Source organism: Streptomyces sp. NPDC058051 (assembly GCF_042885475.1).
GTDB lineage: Bacteria > Actinomycetota > Actinomycetes > Streptomycetales > Streptomycetaceae > Streptomyces.
This window is the reverse complement of the sequence record NZ_JBHVRW010000012.1, coordinates 114,953-133,331: the sequence shown is the minus strand read 5'-3', so window position 1 is coordinate 133,331 and position 18,379 is coordinate 114,953. Positions and strand designations below refer to the sequence as shown.

Below are 18,379 nucleotides of genomic sequence, written 5' to 3'. Positions count from 1 at the left end.
AATGACTGCCGCCGCCACCGCGCCCGAGCCCGCCGGGCTGGAAACAGCCGAGTCCGCCACCGACACGGTGAAGCCACGGATGCGTGGCTGGCTGCACGCCGGGATGTTTCCCGCCGTGATCGTCGCGGGGGTCGTGCTGATCGCGCTGACGGGCAGCGTCCGCGGCCGGATCGCCTGCGGCGTCTACGTCCTGACCGCGTGCGCGCTGTTCGGTGTGAGCGCGCTCTACCACCGCGGCACCTGGGGTCCGCGTGGCGAGGCGGTGCTCCGGCGGCTCGACCACGCCAACATCTTTCTGATCATCGCGGGCACCTACACCCCGCTGACCCTGCTCCTGCTCCCCGAAGCGACCGGAACCCCGCTGCTGTGGGCGGTCTGGGCGGCGGCGGTCGCGGGCATCGCGTTCCGGGTGTTCTGGGTCGGCGCACCGCGCTGGCTCTACACGCCCTGCTACATAGCGATGGGCTGGGCAGCGGTCTTCTTCCTGCCGGACTTCATGCGGACCGGCGGGATCGCGGTGCTGGTGCTGGTCGTCGTCGGCGGGCTGCTCTACAGCGCCGGGGGTGTCATCTACGGCATCAAGCGGCCCAACCCGTCACCGCGGTGGTTCGGCTTCCACGAGGTCTTCCACTCTCTGACGCTGGCGGCCTTCGTCGTGCACTACGTGGGCATCTCGCTGGTGGCCTACAGCCACGACTGAGCGCCCCTACCCTCCGTCCCCCCTTCCCTCTCCCTCTCCTCACCTCCGTCATGGCCGCGGCTCCTGAGCCGCGGCCATGCGTCGTCCGGAGCCCGGCCGGATGACCCGGCACCCGTCGGTGTCCGACAATGGCGACCATGGCCACCACCTCCCGTCCCTCTTCCGATTCTGGTTCCGTTTCCGGTTCCGGTTCCGTTCCGGGTTCCGCCCCCGGGCCGCCTCCCGGAATGGGGCTGCGCGAGCGGAAGAAGTTCAGGACGAGGATCGCGATCCGCCGGGCCACGTGCCGACTGATCTCCGCGCAGGGGTACGACGCGACGACGATCGAGCAGATAGCGGAGGCGGCCGACGTGTCGCCGAGCACCGTGTTCCGTTACTTCGCGGCCAAGGAGGACATCGTCCTCACCGACGTGTACGACCCGGCCATGGAGGCCGCGCTGCGCAGGCGGCCGGCCGACGAGCCGCCGCTGGAGTCATTCCGGTTCATCATGTCCGAGGCGCTGACGGCGTACCTCGCGACCGACGAGGACGAGCTGCGGCAACGCACCCTGCTGATGGTCGAGATCCCCGCCGTCCGGGCGCGGATGACGGAGACCATGTCGGACACGGCCAAGGTGCTCGCCCGGGTGCTCGCCGAGCGCACCGGCCGCGGCCCCGACGACCTGGACATCCGGGTGTTCGTCGCGACGGTGCTCGGAGCGCTGCGCGAGGTGACGCTGTACTGGGGCGAACACGGCCAGAAGGGCGACCTCCTCGCGATGCTCGACCAGGCACTGGACACGCTCGAAGGCGGCCTGGCTCTGTAGCCGGGCCACGCCCCGGCCCCCCGACCACAAACCGCGCACTCCACCCCCGTACAGCCGCGCCCCTGCCCCCGTGGCCCGCCGCGTTTCCGTCCTCGGGGTTTTCAGTCCCCGGGGATTTCAGTCATCGACGTCCCCGTCCCCGGGATCTCAATCCCCGGGATCTCAGTCCTCGGCGTCTCCGTCGTCGAACGTGCCGGCTCCGAGGCTCCGGGCCAGCTCCCGGCGGTCCGTCGTCGGCGCGTCGCACACGAAATGCCTGCACACGTACGCCGTCGGCGCCCCGCCCGCCATCGGCCGGTCCGCCAGCAGCGGGAACTCCGCCCCCGCCGTCTCCCCCGCCGCCACCACCGCACCGGGCGCCCGCCCCAGCAGCGCCGTGCGGTGCAGCTCACCGCCGACCGGCCCGGCGACCGCGACCTCGCGCGGCCCGTCGATCAGTGCCTCGGCGACCGCGAGCCCCCAGCCGATGAACCGGGGCACCCGCGGACCGAGTGCCTTCACCACACCGAGCGCGCCCTCCGCGGCGGCGCGATGGGCCTGCGAGCCGGTGTGCGCGGCGTACGAGAGCAGCGCGCCGGCCGCCGCCGTCCAGCCTGCCGGAGTCGCACTGTCGGTGGGGTCCTGCGGGCGCCGGATCAGCCGCTCGGCGTCGTCCGCCGTGTCGTACAGCTGCCCGCCCTCGCCGGTGAAGTGCTGGAGCACGATGTCGAGCAGGAAACCGGCGAACTCCAGCCAGGCGCCCTCGCCGGTCACCGCGGCCAGGGTGAGGAAGCCCTCCGCGACATCGCCGTAGTCCTCCAGGACCCCGGCGTGTCCGCCGGTCCGTCCGTCCTTCGACGTACGGGACAGCCGGGCGGTGTCGCCCATGTGCACCCGCACCAGCAGGTCCGCCGCCTCGGTGGCGCGCTCGACCAGGTCGGGACGGTCGAAGTAGGCCCCCGTCTCGGCGAGCGCGGCGATCGCCAGGCCGTTCCAGGCGGCGACCACCTTGTCGTCCCGTCCGGGACGGGCGCGCAGTTCCCGTGCGGCCAGGAGCCTGGCCCGCACGTCGGCGGCCCGGTCCGCGTCCACCGCCGCGGCGCCCGTCCGTGCGAGCCGCAGAACCGAGGAGCCCTCCTCGAACGTGCCCTCCGGCGTCACTCCGAAGTACTCGGCGGCGAACGCCGCGTCCTGATCGCCGAGGACCTCCCGCAGCTGCTCGGGCGTCCACACGTAGTACGCGCCCTCGACGTGCCGACCGGTCGCGTCCTCGCTGTCGGCATCCAGCGCGGAGGCGAAACCGCCCTCCGGGGTGCGCAGCTCGCGCACCATGAAGTCGGCGGTCTCCAGGGCGATCCGGCGGGCCTGCTCCGAGCCCGTCGACCGCCACAGGTGCGCGTACGCCCGGCAGAGCAGCGCGTTGTCGTAGAGCATCTTCTCGAAGTGCGGAACGACCCACTCCCGGTCCACCGAGTAGCGGGCGAAACCCCCGCCGAGCTGGTCGTACATCCCGCCCATGGCCATCGCCGCGCAGGTGTCGGCCGCCATGTCGAGGGCGCCTTGCGCCCCGGTGCGGGCGTGGTGGCGCAACAGAAACTCGATGATCATGGACGGCGGGAACTTGGGTGCGCCGCCGAACCCGCCGTGCTTCTCGTCGTAGTCCCGGGTGAGCCCGAGGAGCGCCTGCGCCAGTTCCGTTTCGCCGGGCGGGCCTTCGCCGCCGTGCGCGAGGGAACGCTGGGAGAGGTCGTGGACGATGCGTCCGGCGACCTCGGCGACCTCGTCGGGGCGGTCCGCCCAGGCGGTCGTGACCCCTTCGAGCACCTGGTGGAAGGAGGGCATGCCGTGGCGCGGCTCGGGCGGGAAGTACGTGCCGAAGTAGAAGGGTTCGGCATCGGCCGTCAGGAAGACCGTCATCGGCCAGCCGCCCTGACCGGTCGCCGCCTGCACGGCCTCCATGTACACGGCGTCGACGTCGGGCCGCTCCTCGCGGTCGACCTTCACCGGGACGAAGTGTTCGTTCAGATAGGCCGCGACCCGCTCGTCCTCGAAGGACTCGTGCGCCATCACATGGCACCAGTGGCAACTCGCGTAGCCGACCGACAGCAGGACGGGTACATTGCGCCGCCGCGCTTCCTCGAAAGCCTCCGGCGTCCAGGGCCACCAGTCGACCGGATTGCCGGCGTGCTGAAGCAGATAAGGCGAGGTCGTACCAGCCAACCGGTTCATGCGAGCCAGCCTCTCACGCCGACACGGCCCTACCGGTTCAGCCCGCGAGCCCCCGCCCTACTTGGCCGATTTGCACTCATACGCCATCACATGGTGAATGCGGATCGCCCCTTTTGCACCCCGGCCAGCCCGCAGACGCTAAAGGCTCTGCCTCGGCCCAAAGCCGGTGTCCGAATGGAAGCGGGCAGTACGCTGAGTCGAGCAGCACCGCATCCTCGAAGGAGGTACTCCATGACCGCCGAGATGGTGGCACCCGCGTGGATGCACACGCAGATCAGCGCGGAACAGTACGACTCCTGGTCCGAGGAGCAGTGTGCCGGCATTGAGATCGTGGACGGCATGGTCGTCGTGAGCCCGAGCGCCTCCAAGCGGCACAACCGGCTGGCTCGGCTCCTGGCCAATGCCCTTGACGCAGCCGCAGGCCCGGACTGGAACGCCGACACGGACTTCGACGTCCGCCTCCAGGACGTTCCGCTCACCAACCGCCGTCCGGACGTCACCGTCTACCGGGCGGAGACCATCGACCTCACGCCCACCCGCCCCGAGCACGTGCTCCTGGTCGTCGAGGTCGTGTCCCCAGGGTCAGAAACCACAGACCGGATCGTGAAGGTGGACCAGTACGCCAAGGCCGGCATCCCCTTCTACTGGCGCATCGAGCAGGCCGCCGCCGGCGTCCCCCTCATCTACACCTACGTGCTCGACCCCGCCACCAAGGTCTACAGGGACGGCGAGATGTTCACCGGCGCGATCAAGGCCGCCGCGCCCTTCTCCGTGACCGTCGACCTGGGATCCGTCTGACGGCGCTGGAAGATCATTTCCTCATGAGCCGGGCCAGAGGCGCCGGCTTGTGCGCACACACCGGCACCAGCGGCAGCTCGCGCAGCCGACGCTGAGCAGGACCGGCACGATCCGCGTGCGCGCCTCCTCGCAAGCCTCGGGCGACCAGGGCCATCAGTCGACCGGATGGTCGGCATGGCGGAGAAGGTACGGGGAAGTCTCACGGTCCAGGCGATTCGGCGCACCCGCATCCTCTCGCAGGCCCGGTTGATCGCATCGCTCACTCGCGCTGGCGCGCCGTACGCAGCAGACTGGGCGGCGCTGACAGCAGGGTTGTTGTCATCGTCGCATCCGGAGGGGGACGCATATGCGGGACAGCCATCGGGCTGAAGCCGAAAGGCTGTTGGTACGCGCCGTCGAGGAAGAGGTACGGCGGTCGGGAGGCCGGGCGGACGCCGCGTCGCTGACGGCGCGCGGACGGGCCGCGCTCGATTCCCTGGCGGCCGGGGCGGGCGAGGAGTACGCCGCCTATCTCAAGGCGCTGGACGCGGCCGAGGCCGGGCAGCAGCCGCTGTCGCAGCGCTTCAGCCGGACGGTCCTGGGAACCCCCCTGCTGGTCACCGGAGTTGCCGCGGTCGCCGCGGTCGGCGCGGACGTCGCGTTCGGGACGGCGGCGGGGCCGGCCCTCGGCGCGGGCGCCGTCGTCGCGGTCGCGGGGGCCACGGCGACCGTCGCCAAGGTCACCGCGTCGCACTGGCCCGCCGCCCACCGGCGGGCGGGCGCGCTCGGACAGCCCGGCGGGGCCGAACAGTTGCGGTTGCAGTGGCTGGCGGCGCTGGAGGTACGGGGCATCCGCCCGTTCCTCGACCAGCAGCGGATGCTCACCGCCTCGTCGCGCACACCGGCGAAGAAGATTCCCGCGCAGGCGCGGACCACGCCCTCGCTGCGCGGCGGCGACCGCAGTGCGGCGGCCCGTACACGCGCGCTCCTCAGTCAGTCGTTCAGCCAGTTGCCGTCCGCCGAGGGGCCGTTCGCCGGACGGCGGGCCGAGCTGGCTCAAATCGCGCAGTGGGTGCGCGAGTCCCGTGCGTCGACCCGGACCGAGCCGACCGTCGTCGTCCTGCACGGTGCGCCCGGCACCGGACGCACCACGCTCGCGGTGCGGGCGGCGCACAGTCTGAAGGACGAGTTCCGGGGTGCCTGCGTGGTGGACCTGCGCGGCGATGTGCCCGGGGAGACGCCGCTGCCGACGCGTGACGCGCTGCTGCATCTGCTGAACCGGCTGGGCGCTCCCCGCGAGCAGTTGTTGTTCCGGGACGGGGCCTCCTCCGGCCGGGCGGAACCGGGGGGCCGGGGAAGCGCCTCCGCCGAGCAGCAGGTGCGGAGGCTGAGCGAGCTCTACCACAAGCATCTGACCGGTACCCCCGTGACGGTCGTCCTGGACGACGCCGCCGACGCGGCCCAGGTCCGCACCCTGATCCCCGAGCGTTCCGACAGCCTCGTCCTCGTCACCTCCCGCCGGCCCCTGGAGCTGCCCGCCGATCTCCCCGCCCGGGTCCATCAGCTGCCGGTCGGCGCACTGGACGCGGCGGGCGCGGAGGAGCTGCTGCGCGACGCGGCCCAGGAGCAGGAGCAGGGGCCGTACGACTCCCAGTCGACGGACACGGTCACCGAGCTGTGCGGCGGACTGCCGCTGGCGCTGCGCATCGCGGGCACCTCGCTCGGTCCGCGCACCCGGAACGCCCTCGCCGCCGACCTCTCCGCATACGGCCCGGTGGCACCGGTCGAGCGGGCGCTGTGGCTGCGCTACACCGACCAGTCCGAGCCGGCACGGCGGCTGCTGCGCAGGCTCGCGCTGGCCGGGCGTGCCAGCCTGGGCGGCGCGGCCGCGGCCGCGCTGCTCTCGGCCGACGAGCAGGAGGCCGGCCGGCTGCTCACGGACCTGGCCGGGGCCGGGCTGCTGGACCATGTGCGGGGCTCCCGCTACCGGCTGCACGACGTCGTGCGGGGCTTCGCCCTGGCCCGGCTGCTGGACGAGGAGGAGGCGGCGGACCGCACCGCGGCGCAGGAGCGGCTGATCAAGAACTACGCGGAACTGGCCGGTGCGGTGATCCGCATGGTCGACGGCAAGATGTCGACCCGGGCCGGTCAGTTCGGCTCGCACGGGTTCGGTTCGCTGGACTCCGCACTGCGCTGGCTGGACGAGGAGTCGAGCTTCATCACATCGGCGCTGCGGCACGCGGAGGGCGTCGACCAGGGGGCCGTGCTGGATCTGCTGGGCGCGTTGTGCGACTACTGCCTGCTGCGCGGCGACCTCTACCGGCTCGGCGAGATCAGCGAGCTGACGCAGGCCGTGGACAAGGGGCTGCTGGAACGGTCGGTGCAGTGGCGTACCGGCATCGCGGCCCGTCAGCTCGGCGAGCTGGACAAGGCACGCACCACGCTGTCGTCGGTCGTCGGCCTCTACCGCGAGGCGCAGAACGAGGCGGGTACGGCGCTGGCGCTCTGCTCCCTCGGCATCACCCTGCACCACCAGGGCAATCTGACCGAGGCGGCGGCGCGGCTGCGCGAGGCGATCGAGCTGCAGTCCTCCGACGAGCAGGCCGAGGACCGGGCCTGGTCGCTGCACGCCCTGGCCGCCGTCGAACGCGACGGGGGCCGGCTGGCACAGGCACTGACCCTGCTGGACACCGCGCTGGCCCTGCACCGGGAGGGCGAGTCGCTGCACGGCGAGGCGTGGACGCAGTTCCAGCTGGGCCAGACCCTGCTGCGGATGGGCGATGTGGAGCGGGCGAAGGACGCGCTGCGCACGGCCCTGGAGCTGTACAGCCGTACCCGTGACGAGCGCGGCGAGGCGTGGGCGCTGACCCAGCTGGCACGCGCCCGGCTGCTGGACGGCGACCCGGCCACGGCCGCCGAGGAGCTGAGCATGGCCCTGGCCCGCCACCGCGACAACGAGGACGCGCGCGGTGAGGCGTGGACGCTGTACTACCTGGGCCAGTCCCTGGAGGAGGGCGGCGACACCGATCAGGCGGTACGGCAACTGGAGCGGGCCCGCACGATGTTCTCCCGGATGCGCGACACCTACGGGCTGGCGTGCGCCCGCCACCACTCGGGCCGGGTCACCCGCGACCAGCGGGCCGCGCAGACCGGAAACCTCCGCAATTCGGGCTTCGCCCGCCAGCTCCTGGCCGACGCCCGGGCGGACTTCCGGCGCATCGGAGTCGCCCACGGCGAGGCCTGGACGTGCCTGGAGCTGGCCCTGGTCGACGGGGGCAACAACCGTGCCCCGCAGGCACTGGAGCTGTGCGGGGAGGCGGCGGAGCTGTTCGGCTCCTACGGCGACACCCGGGGCGAGGACTGGGCCCGGTTCCTGCGCTGCACGCTGCTGCCGTACGCGTCACCGGGCGGCAGCGAGGTGGGCACGGCGGTGGCCCAGCAGGAGCTGGCCGACCTGCTCCGGGCCGGCCACCCGACGCGGGACGGCAGGCTGGAGGACTGCGCGGAGGCGTTCACGGTGGTCCTGAACCGCGGCGTGGACCTGGAGGACGGCTGGCAGGCGTGGCGCCTGGGCATGACGCCCACACGCCACGCCCGGGAGATCATGGGCGTGGCGGTCCCACCGAGGGTGTGACGGCACACCGCACACCGCCCACCGTCTCGTCCTCGACCGTCGGCCTCATCCGGCCCGGCCGGCGCTCGGGGGCGCCGTCCGCGCCGGGGCGGGTGGTGGACGGGTGGTCGTCAGGCCGTGCCGGGCGTGCGGGGACAGGCGATGCAGAGCGTGCGTGCGGGCCTGGCAGGCCGTGCGGGCCCGGTGGCCGCCGAGCGCCCCGACACAGCCCCCGCGCCTACTTGCGCTTCGTGGATCCCGCACCCGCGGCAACGGCGCCGCCCGGCGCCGCCTCCGGGTCCGGGGCCTCCTCGAAGTCGACCTTGCCCATGTGGCGATTCATGGACTTCATCAGCAGCCACACGCCCGCGGCGAGCACCGCGAAGACGATGAAGCCGAGGACGCCGGGGGTCACCTTGTTGTCGTCGACCTCCTTGGCGAGAGGGACGAGATGGGTCAGTGCCTGGGTCGCGTACATATCAGGCATTGTGGCGGATGCCCGCGAAGAGGTCGCTCTCGGGGAGGGAGGTATCGACGAGAGACTTCGCCAGCTCGTACTCCTCGGTCGGCCAGACCTCCTTCTGGATGTCCATCGGGACACGGAACCAGCCGCCGTCGGGGTCGATCTGCGTCGCGTGCGCGATCAGTGCCTTGTCGCGGATCTCGAAGAAGTCCGCGCACGGAACATGCGTGGTCAGCGTGCGCTCGTCGCGCTCGAACTCCTTCCAGCGCTTCAGCCAGTCGCCGTACGGGGACTCCAGGCCGCGGGCCAGCAGCGCCTCGTGGAGGGCCACCGTGCGCGGCCGGTTGAAGCCCTGGTTGTAGTACAGCTTCTGCGGCTGCCAGGCCGGACCGAACTCCGACTCGGGGAACGTCTCGGTGTCCGCCGCACCGTCGAACGCGATCATCGTGATCTTGTGGGTCATGATGTGGTCGGGGTGCGGGTACCCGCCGTTCTCGTCGTACGTCGTGATGACCTGCGGCCGGAACGCGCGGATGCTGCGGACGAGACGCCCCGCGGCCTTCTCCTCGTCCTCCAGCGCGAAGCAGCCCTCGGGCAGCGGCGGCAGCGGGTCGCCCTCGGGCAGACCCGAGTCGACGAAGCCGAGCCACTCCTGCGTGACGCCCAGGATCTCCCGGGCCTCGTCCATCTCCTTCTTGCGCACCTCGTGGATGTGTTCCTCGATGTACGCGTCACCCTGGAGCTTCGGATTGAGGATGGAGCCGCGCTCGCCTCCCGTGCAGGTCACGACCAGCACGTCCACCCCCTCGGACACATACTTGGCCATGGTGGCCGCGCCCTTGCTCGACTCGTCGTCGGGGTGGGCGTGAACGGCCATCAGCCGCAGCTGCTCAGTCAAGACTCGATCCTCGTTGATTGGACGCCACGGACGTGGTGCTGTCCCGGAGGGACATCGGTGTGGGGTGGCGCTCGGGTGACGGGTGGCAGACTTCTATAGTGACCGAACCGGGGGGCGGAAAATTCCAGGATCCCCGGTACGGGAGGAACGATCATGACCGCGGTGCACGAAGCGCTACCGGAGAACCGCTACGGCCACTCCGCGGACCGGCGCGCGGACCGTAAGCTCAAGATCATCGGTTCGGTGCTGGGGGTCGCTCTTCTCGGGGTGGTCGGCTGGATCGGCTACGACTACGTCGCGGGCCAGGGCATCAGCGCCGAGGTGATCAAGTTCAAGGTCGTCTCCGACGAGCGGGTCGATGTGCACCTTGAGGTACGCAAGGGCGAGGACATCCAGGGTTACTGCACGCTCCGCTCGCAGCACGAGGACGGCAGGGACGTGGCCCGCAAGGACTTCCGCTTCGACGAGCACACGGACCGCATCGACCGTGTCGTGTCGTTGCGCACGACGGCCAGGGCGACCAACGTCGAGTTGCTGGGCTGTACCGACGACAGCGGGGCTGCGCGTTGACCGCCGCACGCCGGCCCTGAACCGCCACGACAGACGCTGACCTGCGCATACGCGGTCCTGACGGTTAACCTCCTCCCCCTTTTCCTGGGGAATTGTTAGGCTCGTGGTTTCGCCCACCCGTGAAGGCACATGCTTACGGGTAGGGCGATGCTTTGTATTCCCAGTACCGACGAGGAGCACCCTGTGACCCAGACCAGCGAAAACGTCACCTGGCTCACGCAGGAGGCGTACAACCAGCTCAAGGCCGAGCTGGAGTACCTGTCTGGTCCCGCGCGCACGGAAATCTCCGTAAAGATCGCGGCGGCCCGTGAGGAGGGTGACCTCCGGGAGAACGGCGGGTACCACGCCGCCAAGGAGGAGCAGGGCAAGATGGAGTTGCGGGTGCGCCAGCTCACCCAGCTCCTGGAGCACGCGAAGGTCGGCGAGGCACCTGCCGACGACGGCGTGGTCGAGCCCGGCATGGTCGTGACGATCGCCTTCGACGACGATCCGGACGACACGATGACCTTCCTGCTCGCCTCCCGCGAGTACGCGAGCTCGGACATCGAGACGTACTCCCCGCAGTCGCCGCTCGGCACCGGCGTGAACGGCAAGCGCATGGGCGACGACGCCGAGTACGAGCTGCCGAACGGCAAGACGGCAACCGTGAAGATCCTCGCGGCGAAGCCCTACACGGGCTGACCCGGCACCACTGAGACGAGGAGCCTCCGGCCGGCGGGCCGGAGGCTCCTCGTACGTGGGGCGCCTGCGTGACCGCTCCCCGCGGGCGGGCCGGACGCACACGCCTTCCCCACGGGCGGGCCGGACGCACACGCCGGACGAAACCACTCTCCGCAGCGGCTCAGCTCATCACCAGATAGCCCGCGTCACGCAGCGCCGACGAGACCTCCTCGCAGTGCTCCGGCCCCTTCGTCTCCAGGTGCAGTTCCACCTCGACCTCGGTGAGCCCGAGCCGGGGATCGGTCCGCACATGCCCGATGTCGAGGACGTTGGCGTCGACCACCGAGAGCACGGCCAGCAGCGTGGCCAGCGCACCGGGGCGGTCGGTCAGCCGCAGCCGCAGGCTCAGATAGCGACCGGCCGCCACCATGCCGTGGGTCAGGATGCGCTGCATCAGCAACGGATCCACATTGCCGCCCGAAAGGAGGGCGACCACGGGCCCGCGGAATGACTTGGGATCGCTCAGCAGCGCCGCGACCGGGCTCGCACCGGCCGGCTCGACCACCAGCTTCGCCCGCTCCAGACAGAGCAGCAACGCACTGGACAGCTCATCCTCGGAGACCGTGCGCACCTCGTCGACCAGCTCCCGCACCAGCTGGAACGGCACATCTCCGGGGCGACCGACCTTGATGCCGTCCGCCATCGTGTGCGGCGCGTCGATCGACACCGGGTGTCCCGCGGCCAGCGACGGCGGATAGCAGGCCGCGCCCGCCGCCTGCACGCCGATGATCCGCACATCGGGCCGGACCGCCTTGACCGCCACCGCGATGCCCGCGGCGAGACCGCCGCCGCCGATCCCGACGACGATGGTGCGCACCTCGGGGCACTGTTCGAGGATCTCCAGGCCCACGGTGCCCTGTCCGGCGATGATGTCCGGGTGGTCGAAGGGATGGATGAAGACCGCACCGGTCTCCTGCGCGTATTCCTGGGCGGCGGCCAGCGTCTCGTCGACGACATGGCCGTGCAGGCGGACCTGCGCCCCGTACTGGCGGGTCGCGGCCACCTTCGGCAGCGGAGCCCCGACCGGCATGAAGACCGTGGACCGTACGCCGAGCAGCGCAGACGCGAGTGCGACACCCTGCGCATGGTTTCCGGCACTCGCGGCGACGACCCCGGCCGCCCGCTCCACCGGCGACAGGCCCGCGATCCGTACGTAGGCACCGCGCAGTTTGAACGAGCCGGTCCGTTGCAGGTTCTCGCACTTGAAGTGGACAGGTGCGCCGACGAGCCCGGTCAGGTGACGGCTGCCCTCCATGGGGGTCTCCCTGGCCACGCCCGAAAGCATCTTCTGCGCCCCGCGGATGTCGTCGAGGATCAGTGGGGGAAAATGGCCGGGCGCGCGGAAGTTCATACCGTAAGTCTTGCAGCCCGGCAGGGGTGCCGGATGCCTCGCGTGATCCCGGACTGCGCCGTTGTCCACAGGTTTGTGCAGCACTGGCACGCGTTGCCCCGTGGCCGCGTACTCTGTCCCCCACCCATCCGACACCGTACGAAGAGAGCCCCCGGCCATGCCCCCTCAGGACATGACGACAGCTGCGTCTCCTTCCGGGGGCGCCACCCCCGAATCCACGGGTTCCGACCACATCCTCGACACGCTGCAGCACCAGGTCGCCGTATTCGCCCGCCGTGCCGAGCAGACCCGCCTCGGCGGTGTCGGCCAGGTCCGCAACACCATGGACCGGGCCGCCTATCTGCTGCTCAACCGACTGGACCGGGAAGGTCCGATGGGCGTCAAGGCGCTGGCCGCGGGCATGGGGATCGATTCCTCGACCGTGACCCGGCAGGTCGCACCGCTGGTCGACACGGGCCTGGTCAAGCGCACCTCGCACCCGGAGGACGGCCGGGCCGTCGTGCTCCAGCTGTCGCCGCGCGGCCAGGCGCGGCTGGACGAGGTCCGCCTGTCCCGGCGCGAGCTCATGACGCAGGTGACCGACGACTGGACGGCCGAGGAGCGCGAGACGTTCTGCGCGCTGCTCACCCGGTTCAATCTGGCACTGGCCTCGCGCCAGACGTCACACCAGGCCCCCTCGGCCGGATAGCGGCGGCGCCCCACCGACGGGGCCGCACAGGCTGTCGGGTGCACGCCTCTTGACCCAGGAGCTCCGCAGCGGCTCCGATGAGGACTGTGCGAGAGCGCCAGGCGGGCCGGGAGCGGCGCCGCGCCCAGGAGTTCGAGTCCTTCGTTGCGGGCGCGGCGGGCCGGCTGCTGCACACGGCCACGCTGCTCACCGCCGAGCCCCTTCAGCCCAGCGGGGCCAATCCTCGGGCCCAGCGGATGCTCACGGCCGCGCTCGCGCGCACGTACGCGCGGTGGGAGCGGCTGCGCGGCGAGGACCCGTACGACCACACCCGGCGCGAGCTGGCCATCCGGTTCGCCCACGAGGTCCGGCGCCACCACCGGCAGCGCGGCGGTCCGCTGGACCGGCTGACGCCGCAGGAGCGCCTGGTTCTCGTCCTGCGCCTGTACGAGGGCGTCGCGGAGGAGCAGGCCGCGGCGCTGCTCGGGCTTCCGGTGGAGCGGCTCCGGGCGGTCTGCAACCGTTCGGTGGCCACGCTGCGCGGCACCCGCCGCCCGACGGCCCGGCGAGGGCTGCAGAGGCCGCCGGGAGTCGCGGGGGCCGCCGCAGGACACCCCGTGAGCAGCGGCGGCGGCGCACCGTGAGCAGCGGCGGCAGAGAGGACGAGGTCCGGCGCCTGCTGGACGGACCGCATCCGCAGGTGCCCGGCGATCTGGCACAGCGGGCGGCAGAGCGCGGTGGCCGGCTGCTGCGCCGTCGACGGATCGGCCGACGGCTGGCGCTGGTGGTGGCGTTCGCGGCGGTGGTGGCCTTCATGGTGTGGGCGGTGGCGGCGCAGCCGTGGCAGCTGCCTCCGGCCGAGACGACGCCGCCGCTCGACGGCTGGTGAGGGCCGGTCCGGTGCGACCTATTCTGGAACGGGGGTCAGAACGGGGGTCAGGGGGGCCGGCCGAGGAGGCTGCGATGACCAGGAAAGTCGCCGACTGCCGCAAGTATCCGAGCGTCTCGAACTGCTCGCTCACCATCTCGGGCGAGGAAGAGGAAGTCGTACGGGCCGCGGCGCAGCACGCGGTGTCCGTCCATGAACACACCGACAGCCCGGAACTGCGCGAACAGATCCGGGCATCGCTGGACGACGACAAGTCCGGCGCCTGACGGAGGGCTGGTGGCCGGTGGGCCGGAGGCCCTGGGGGCCGGTGGGCCGGAGGCCCTGGGGGCCGGTGGGCCGGAGGCCCGAAAGCCCCGAGGACGAGGCCCGGAGGGCCGGAGGGCCGAGGCCCCTGAGCCTCCGGAGGACCGGAGGCCCCTAGCCGAGCGCCTGCGTCAGATCGGCGATCAGGTCGTCGGCGGACTCGATGCCGACGGAGAGCCGGACGAGGTCGGCCGGCACCTCCAGCGGGGAGCCGGCCGCCGAGGCGTGCGTCATGCGGCCCGGGTGCTCCACGAGGGACTCGACACCGCCCAGGGACTCACCGAGGGTGAAGAGCTTCGCGCGGTTGCAGACCTGGACGGCCGCCTCCTCGCCGCCCACGACCCGGAAGGACACCATGCCGCCGAAGGCCTTCATCTGCTTGGCGGCGACCTCGTGGCCGGGGTGCTCGGGCAGCCCCGGGTAGAGGACCTGGGTGACCTTGGGGTGCCGGGTCAGCAGATCGGCGATCTTCGTGGCGTTCTCGCTGTGCCGGTCCATGCGGACCGCGAGGGTCTTGATGCCGCGGAGCACCAGCCAGGCGTCGAACGGTCCGGCGATCGCACCCATCGCGTTCTGGTGGTACGCCAACTCCTCGGCCAGGCCGGGGTCGTTGACGATCAGTGCGCCGCCGACGACGTCGGAGTGGCCGCCCATGTACTTCGTGGTGGAGTGCACCACGACGTCGGCGCCCAGGGCGAGGGGCTGCTGGAGGTAGGGGCTGGCGAAGGTGTTGTCGACGACGAGCCGGGCACCCGCCGCACGGGCCACTCCGGCGATCGCGGCGATGTCGGTGATGCCGAGCAACGGGTTGGACGGGGTCTCCACCCAGATCGCCTTGGTGCGCGGGGTGATCGCCGCCCGTACCGCCGCCACGTCCGAGGTGTCGGCGACCGAGAAGTCCACGCCCCACCGCGAGACGACCTTCGCGAACAACCGGAACGTGCCGCCGTAGGCGTCGTTCGGGATGACCACGTGGTCGCCGGGGGTGAGCAGCGTACGCAGGAGGCAGTCCTCGGCGGCGAGGCCGGAGGCGAAGGCGAGTCCGCGGCGGCCGCCCTCCAGGGCCGCGAGGTTGTCCTCCAGAGCGGTACGGGTCGGGTTGGCACTGCGGCTGTACTCGTAGCCGCCGCGCAGGCCGCCCACGCCGTCCTGCTTGTACGTGGACACCTGGTAAATGGGCGGTACAACGGCGCCGGTGAGGGGATCGGCGGTGTTTCCCGCATGGATCGCGAGAGTCTCGAAGGTGTGCTGGTCGCTCATGGGGCCCGAGCGTAGTTCGTCACGAGGGCGCCCACCGGACTACGGGGCCGTCCGGTGACAATGGGGGCATGGAGATTCTCTGGTTCCTGCTCGCCCTGTGCATGCTCGCCGCGGTTGTCGGCCCCTTCGCGCTGCGCCGCCGCGGCGGTATCCGCCAGGTCGCGCCCGGCTCGCCGGACGCCGCCGACCCGGACACCTACGGCTTTGTGCGTCAGGAGGAGCTGGACGTCCGGTTGCCGGGCCCGGACCAGGATCTTCTCGATGTGCTCGATGTCGTGCAGCGTTCCCAGGACTGGCGGGCCGCTTCGCAGTTGCTGGCCGGCACGCCCAAGGAGGGTGAGGTGCGGTGGCAGCGGGTGCAGGCGTTCGCCGGTGCCGCCTCGCTGGAGCTGGCGCAGCGGCCGGGTGCCGGTGGGGCGTGGCTGCGCACGTGGCGGGCCGAGGCACCGAAGGACGCGGGCGGCGCGGCGGTGCACGCCGAGTTCCTGGTGCAGCAGGCGTGGCGTTCGTCGACCGCGGGGACGGACGAGTTCCGGATCATCCTGGAGGAGGCCCGCACGGTCTGCGGCGAGGCGGCCCTGCTGGCGCCGGGCGACCCTGTTCCGTACCTCGTCGAACTGGCGGTCGCCCGGGGACTCGGTTATCCGCACGAGGAGTTCGACCGGCTCTGGGCGAAGGTGATCGACCGGGCCCCGGCCCACATGGGTGCGCACATCGCCGCGCTGCACTACTGGTGCGAGAAGTGGCTCGGCTCCCGCGAGGAGGCCGACCGCTTCGCCACCACGGCCGCCGCCCGCGCCCCGCAGGGCTCGCTGCTGGCCGCGCTGCCGCTCTTCGCGGTGTACGAGCATCTGCCGGAGGTCAATCTCGTGCAGGGCTTCTACCGGAGCGCGGTGGTGACCAAGGCCGTCGAGGGCGCCCTGTTCGCGGTGCACGCGGCCCGCTCCGACGATCCGATGCTCGCGCACGTCCGTCACCTGCTGGTGCTGTTCCTGGTCCGGATGGAACGCTGGTCGGAGGCGATGCACCAGCTCGTCCACATCGACGGTCATGTGGGTGCGCTGCCGTGGACCGAAGGTCCCGACCCGGCCGCCGAGTACACGGTCTACCGGGCGCTGGCGGTGGCCGGCTACGAGGCGAACGGCGGCAGCCCGGCGACGCTGCCGCGCTAGTGACCCGCGGCCGGACGTACAGCACAGCCCGTTCGAGGAGCGGAATCCATGCCCGTCCCGTCGCGTTGTAGCCGCTGAACGCCGACCCCAGGAGGAGCCCCCGTATGTTCCTGCAACGCCGTACCCCACAGCTCCCCACCCCCGAGGAGGCCCTGAAGGGCCGCCCCACCCCCGAATTCACCGTGCCGTCCCGCCACACGGTCCTCGACCGCCCGCTGCTGGGCCCGTACCCGGAAGGTCTGGAGGTCGCGGACTTCGCGCTGGGCTGTTTCTGGGGTGCCGAGCGCACGTTCTGGCAGACGGACGGCGTCTGGACGACACTCGTCGGCTACCAGGGCGGCTACACGGAGAATCCCGCGTACGAAGAGGTCTGCTCGGGCCTGACCGGCCACACGGAGGCGGTCCGCGTGGTCTTCGACCCGAAGATCGTCTCGTACGGCGAGCTTCTGAAGCTGTTCTGGGAGTCCCACGACCCCACCCAGGGTTTCCGCCAGGGCAACGACGTGGGCACGCAGTACCGCTCGGCGATCCACACCCACTCCCCCGAGCAGGCGGCAGCCGTGGCGGCCTCCCGCGAGTCCTACCAGAAGGTCCTGACAGGCTCCGGCTACGGCGAGATCACCACGGAGGTCCTCCCGTCCGAGGGCCGCACGTTCTGGCCGGCCGAGGCGTACCACCAGCAGTACCTGGACAAGAACCCGGGAGGATACTGCGGGATCGGCGGCACCGGCGTCTCCTGCCCGATCGGCATCGCCGAGGCGCCGTCCTCGGACGAGTAGGGGCTGGTACACATCCCGGCGTTCGCTACACCGCGGCCCCACGCACCGGCTCGCCGGCCCGCCCCGCGCGCTTGCCCGAACTCCAGGACGAGGGCCAGAAGTCTGGCTGCCACCCGAAGAGGCTGCCACCCGAAGAGATCGATCGGGCAAGCGAGGGGCGGCAGGAAATGATCATGCAGTACCTGGAGACCCACCCAGAAATCAACAACAGGACGGTCAGAGCCCTTACCGGGATCGGATCGGAGAACAAAGTAAAGACAAGCTTCCTGCGCCTGATCGACGCCGGGCAAATCGAACGTGTTCCCGGAAGGCCCGGTGGCGCCTCCGCGTATGGGCGCATCACTACGCCCTCAGGGGATGCCGCATCCTGACAGGTACTGGGGTCAATGAGCTCCATGCCTTTCCTGTTTTGGAAAGATCACCCTCTTGACCCTTCCATCACCGCCTCGGGAGCATCGAACCCGACAGGCGTACGCCGACATATGGGGGCGAGGATGCTGCGGAAGCTTTCCGGTGACCCGGAGTGCAGGAACGGAACGTGCCCGACGCTGTGGGGTACCGAGGACGCCAAGGACTACGTAGTACAGGGCTACGTCATCACCGACCCCGAGCGGCTGGCACAACTCGACCTGCCTGAGGGTGAGACCGCCGTCGTGGTCCCGGCCGCGGTGTTGGAGGAGTACTTCCGTGCTCAACGGTAAGGAGTTCGGCCGTCTCTTCGAGATCTTCGAGCGGACCGCCTTCCGACTGGAGACGCTCTCCGTCTACAGCGTGGAGGAGGAACACGAGGAGCTCGAACGCTTCCTGGCCGGCGAGGACATGGGCCCTGACTGGGACGACAACCCGTGGGTGCGGTCGATGACCGACAAGGGCAAGGAGGTGGCGCGCGTCCATGTGCTCAGGTCTCCGCTGACCGATTACCTGCAGTACGAACTGGCCGCCTACCCAGGCAACATCACAGCCGGCGAGACCATCGGCATCATCGACCAGGCTGACCGGGAAGTGGCCGACCTGCCCGATCACGACTTCTGGTTGTTCGACGACCGGGATGTGTATCGGATGCACTACACGCCCGAAGGTGCGTTCGTCGGCGCCGACCTGCTTCCTGCCCAGTACCTTGCCGAGTATCAGGACTACCGGGACCGCGCCTTGGCCGAAGCGGTGCCGTTCGCGGACTACTGGGAGCGGCACCACTGACCGCCG

At 71.0% G+C, this 18,379-nt stretch carries 20 protein-coding genes and 1 pseudogene; 15 read left to right on the top strand and 6 right to left on the bottom strand.

All coding sequences use genetic code 11. The features are described 5' to 3' along the window. The first annotated feature begins 1 nt into the window (after position 1). Positions 2-700, top strand: a complete 699-nt coding sequence (locus ACFVUT_RS20535; RefSeq protein WP_389651416.1) for a hemolysin III family protein — start codon at positions 2-4, stop codon at positions 698-700. Between the two features lie 137 nt (positions 701-837). Next, positions 838-1,506 carry a TetR/AcrR family transcriptional regulator gene (locus ACFVUT_RS20530; RefSeq protein ID WP_389651413.1) on the top strand — a complete coding sequence of 223 codons (669 nt, stop codon included), beginning with the start codon at positions 838-840 and terminating at the stop codon, positions 1,504-1,506. A gap of 162 nt (positions 1,507-1,668) precedes the next feature. On the opposite strand, the gene ACFVUT_RS20525 is transcribed toward ACFVUT_RS20530, so the two are convergent. Then, positions 1,669-3,714, bottom strand: a complete 2,046-nt coding sequence (locus ACFVUT_RS20525) for a thioredoxin domain-containing protein (protein WP_389651411.1) — start codon at positions 3,712-3,714, stop codon at positions 1,669-1,671. A 231-nt stretch (positions 3,715-3,945) separates the two neighbouring features. On the opposite strand from ACFVUT_RS20525, the gene ACFVUT_RS20520 reads away from it, so the two are divergent. Next, positions 3,946-4,512, top strand: a complete 567-nt coding sequence (locus tag ACFVUT_RS20520) for a Uma2 family endonuclease (protein WP_389651408.1) — start codon at positions 3,946-3,948, stop codon at positions 4,510-4,512. A 63-nt stretch (positions 4,513-4,575) separates the two neighbouring features. On the opposite strand, the pseudogene ACFVUT_RS20515 reads toward ACFVUT_RS20520, so the two are convergent. Next, a pseudogene (locus ACFVUT_RS20515) lies at positions 4,576-4,752 on the bottom strand (DUF255 domain-containing protein); the annotation flags it as partial. A gap of 106 nt (positions 4,753-4,858) precedes the next feature. On the opposite strand from ACFVUT_RS20515, the gene ACFVUT_RS20510 reads away from it, so the two are divergent. Beyond that, on the top strand, positions 4,859-8,125 hold the full coding sequence (locus tag ACFVUT_RS20510) for a tetratricopeptide repeat protein (RefSeq protein WP_389651405.1): 3,267 nt from the start codon (positions 4,859-4,861) through the stop codon (positions 8,123-8,125). 217 nt (positions 8,126-8,342) lie between these two features. On the opposite strand, the gene ACFVUT_RS20505 is transcribed toward ACFVUT_RS20510, so the two are convergent. Together ACFVUT_RS20505 and mca are read right to left on the bottom strand one after the other, a co-directional pair. Continuing rightward, positions 8,343-8,582: a hypothetical protein gene (locus tag ACFVUT_RS20505; protein ID WP_389651403.1), complete on the bottom strand. Its 240-nt coding sequence runs from the start codon at positions 8,580-8,582 to the stop codon at positions 8,343-8,345. 1 nt (position 8,583) lies between these two features. Beyond that, positions 8,584-9,465, bottom strand: a complete 882-nt coding sequence (mca, locus tag ACFVUT_RS20500) for a mycothiol conjugate amidase Mca (protein WP_389651400.1) — start codon at positions 9,463-9,465, stop codon at positions 8,584-8,586. A gap of 153 nt (positions 9,466-9,618) precedes the next feature. Here mca and ACFVUT_RS20495 point away from each other — a divergent pair, with 153 nt between their 5' ends. Both ACFVUT_RS20495 and greA read left to right on the top strand, forming a co-directional pair. After that, positions 9,619-10,035, top strand: coding sequence for a DUF4307 domain-containing protein (locus ACFVUT_RS20495; protein WP_389651397.1), 417 nt, complete (start codon positions 9,619-9,621; stop codon positions 10,033-10,035). A gap of 183 nt (positions 10,036-10,218) precedes the next feature. Then, positions 10,219-10,716: a transcription elongation factor GreA gene (gene greA, locus ACFVUT_RS20490; protein ID WP_389651394.1), complete on the top strand. Its 498-nt coding sequence runs from the start codon at positions 10,219-10,221 to the stop codon at positions 10,714-10,716. Between the two features lie 160 nt (positions 10,717-10,876). On the opposite strand, the gene ilvA is transcribed toward greA, so the two are convergent. Continuing rightward, positions 10,877-12,106 (bottom strand): threonine ammonia-lyase, encoded by a 1,230-nt coding sequence (ilvA, locus tag ACFVUT_RS20485; protein WP_389651390.1) that lies wholly within the window; start codon positions 12,104-12,106, stop codon positions 10,877-10,879. A 172-nt stretch (positions 12,107-12,278) separates the two neighbouring features. Here ilvA and ACFVUT_RS20480 point away from each other — a divergent pair, with 172 nt between their 5' ends. From ACFVUT_RS20480 to ACFVUT_RS20465, 4 genes are all read left to right on the top strand, one after another. Then, positions 12,279-12,794 (top strand): MarR family winged helix-turn-helix transcriptional regulator, encoded by a 516-nt coding sequence (locus ACFVUT_RS20480; protein WP_389651387.1) that lies wholly within the window; start codon positions 12,279-12,281, stop codon positions 12,792-12,794. An 86-nt stretch (positions 12,795-12,880) separates the two neighbouring features. After that, entirely contained in the window at positions 12,881-13,417 is a 537-nt protein-coding gene (locus ACFVUT_RS20475; RefSeq protein ID WP_389651384.1) for a sigma factor-like helix-turn-helix DNA-binding protein, read from the top strand. After that, entirely contained in the window at positions 13,414-13,662 is a 249-nt protein-coding gene (locus tag ACFVUT_RS20470) for a hypothetical protein (protein ID WP_389651382.1), read from the top strand. Before ACFVUT_RS20475 ends, ACFVUT_RS20470 begins: the two co-directional genes overlap by 4 nt. A 74-nt stretch (positions 13,663-13,736) precedes the next feature. Next, positions 13,737-13,928: a DUF1059 domain-containing protein gene (locus ACFVUT_RS20465; RefSeq protein ID WP_389651379.1), complete on the top strand. Its 192-nt coding sequence runs from the start codon at positions 13,737-13,739 to the stop codon at positions 13,926-13,928. Between the two features lie 151 nt (positions 13,929-14,079). On the opposite strand, the gene ACFVUT_RS20460 is transcribed toward ACFVUT_RS20465, so the two are convergent. After that, positions 14,080-15,225, bottom strand: a complete 1,146-nt coding sequence (locus tag ACFVUT_RS20460; RefSeq protein ID WP_389651376.1) for a cystathionine gamma-synthase — start codon at positions 15,223-15,225, stop codon at positions 14,080-14,082. A 68-nt stretch (positions 15,226-15,293) separates the two neighbouring features. Between ACFVUT_RS20460 and ACFVUT_RS20455 the strand changes: the two genes are divergently transcribed. From ACFVUT_RS20455 to ACFVUT_RS20435, 5 genes are all read left to right on the top strand, one after another. Continuing rightward, positions 15,294-16,397, top strand: coding sequence for a hypothetical protein (locus ACFVUT_RS20455; RefSeq protein ID WP_389651373.1), 1,104 nt, complete (start codon positions 15,294-15,296; stop codon positions 16,395-16,397). Positions 16,398-16,501: 104 nt separating this feature from the next. Next, entirely contained in the window at positions 16,502-17,176 is a 675-nt protein-coding gene (gene msrA, locus ACFVUT_RS20450; RefSeq protein ID WP_389651369.1) for a peptide-methionine (S)-S-oxide reductase MsrA, read from the top strand. A gap of 173 nt (positions 17,177-17,349) precedes the next feature. Beyond that, positions 17,350-17,547, top strand: coding sequence for a hypothetical protein (locus ACFVUT_RS20445; RefSeq protein ID WP_389671018.1), 198 nt, complete (start codon positions 17,350-17,352; stop codon positions 17,545-17,547). Positions 17,548-17,670: 123 nt separating this feature from the next. Further along, entirely contained in the window at positions 17,671-17,877 is a 207-nt protein-coding gene (locus ACFVUT_RS20440) for a hypothetical protein (RefSeq protein ID WP_060178883.1), read from the top strand. Beyond that, positions 17,864-18,373 (top strand): DUF6879 family protein, encoded by a 510-nt coding sequence (locus ACFVUT_RS20435; protein WP_389651363.1) that lies wholly within the window; start codon positions 17,864-17,866, stop codon positions 18,371-18,373. Before ACFVUT_RS20440 ends, ACFVUT_RS20435 begins: the two co-directional genes overlap by 14 nt. Positions 18,374-18,379: the final 6 nt, after the last annotated feature.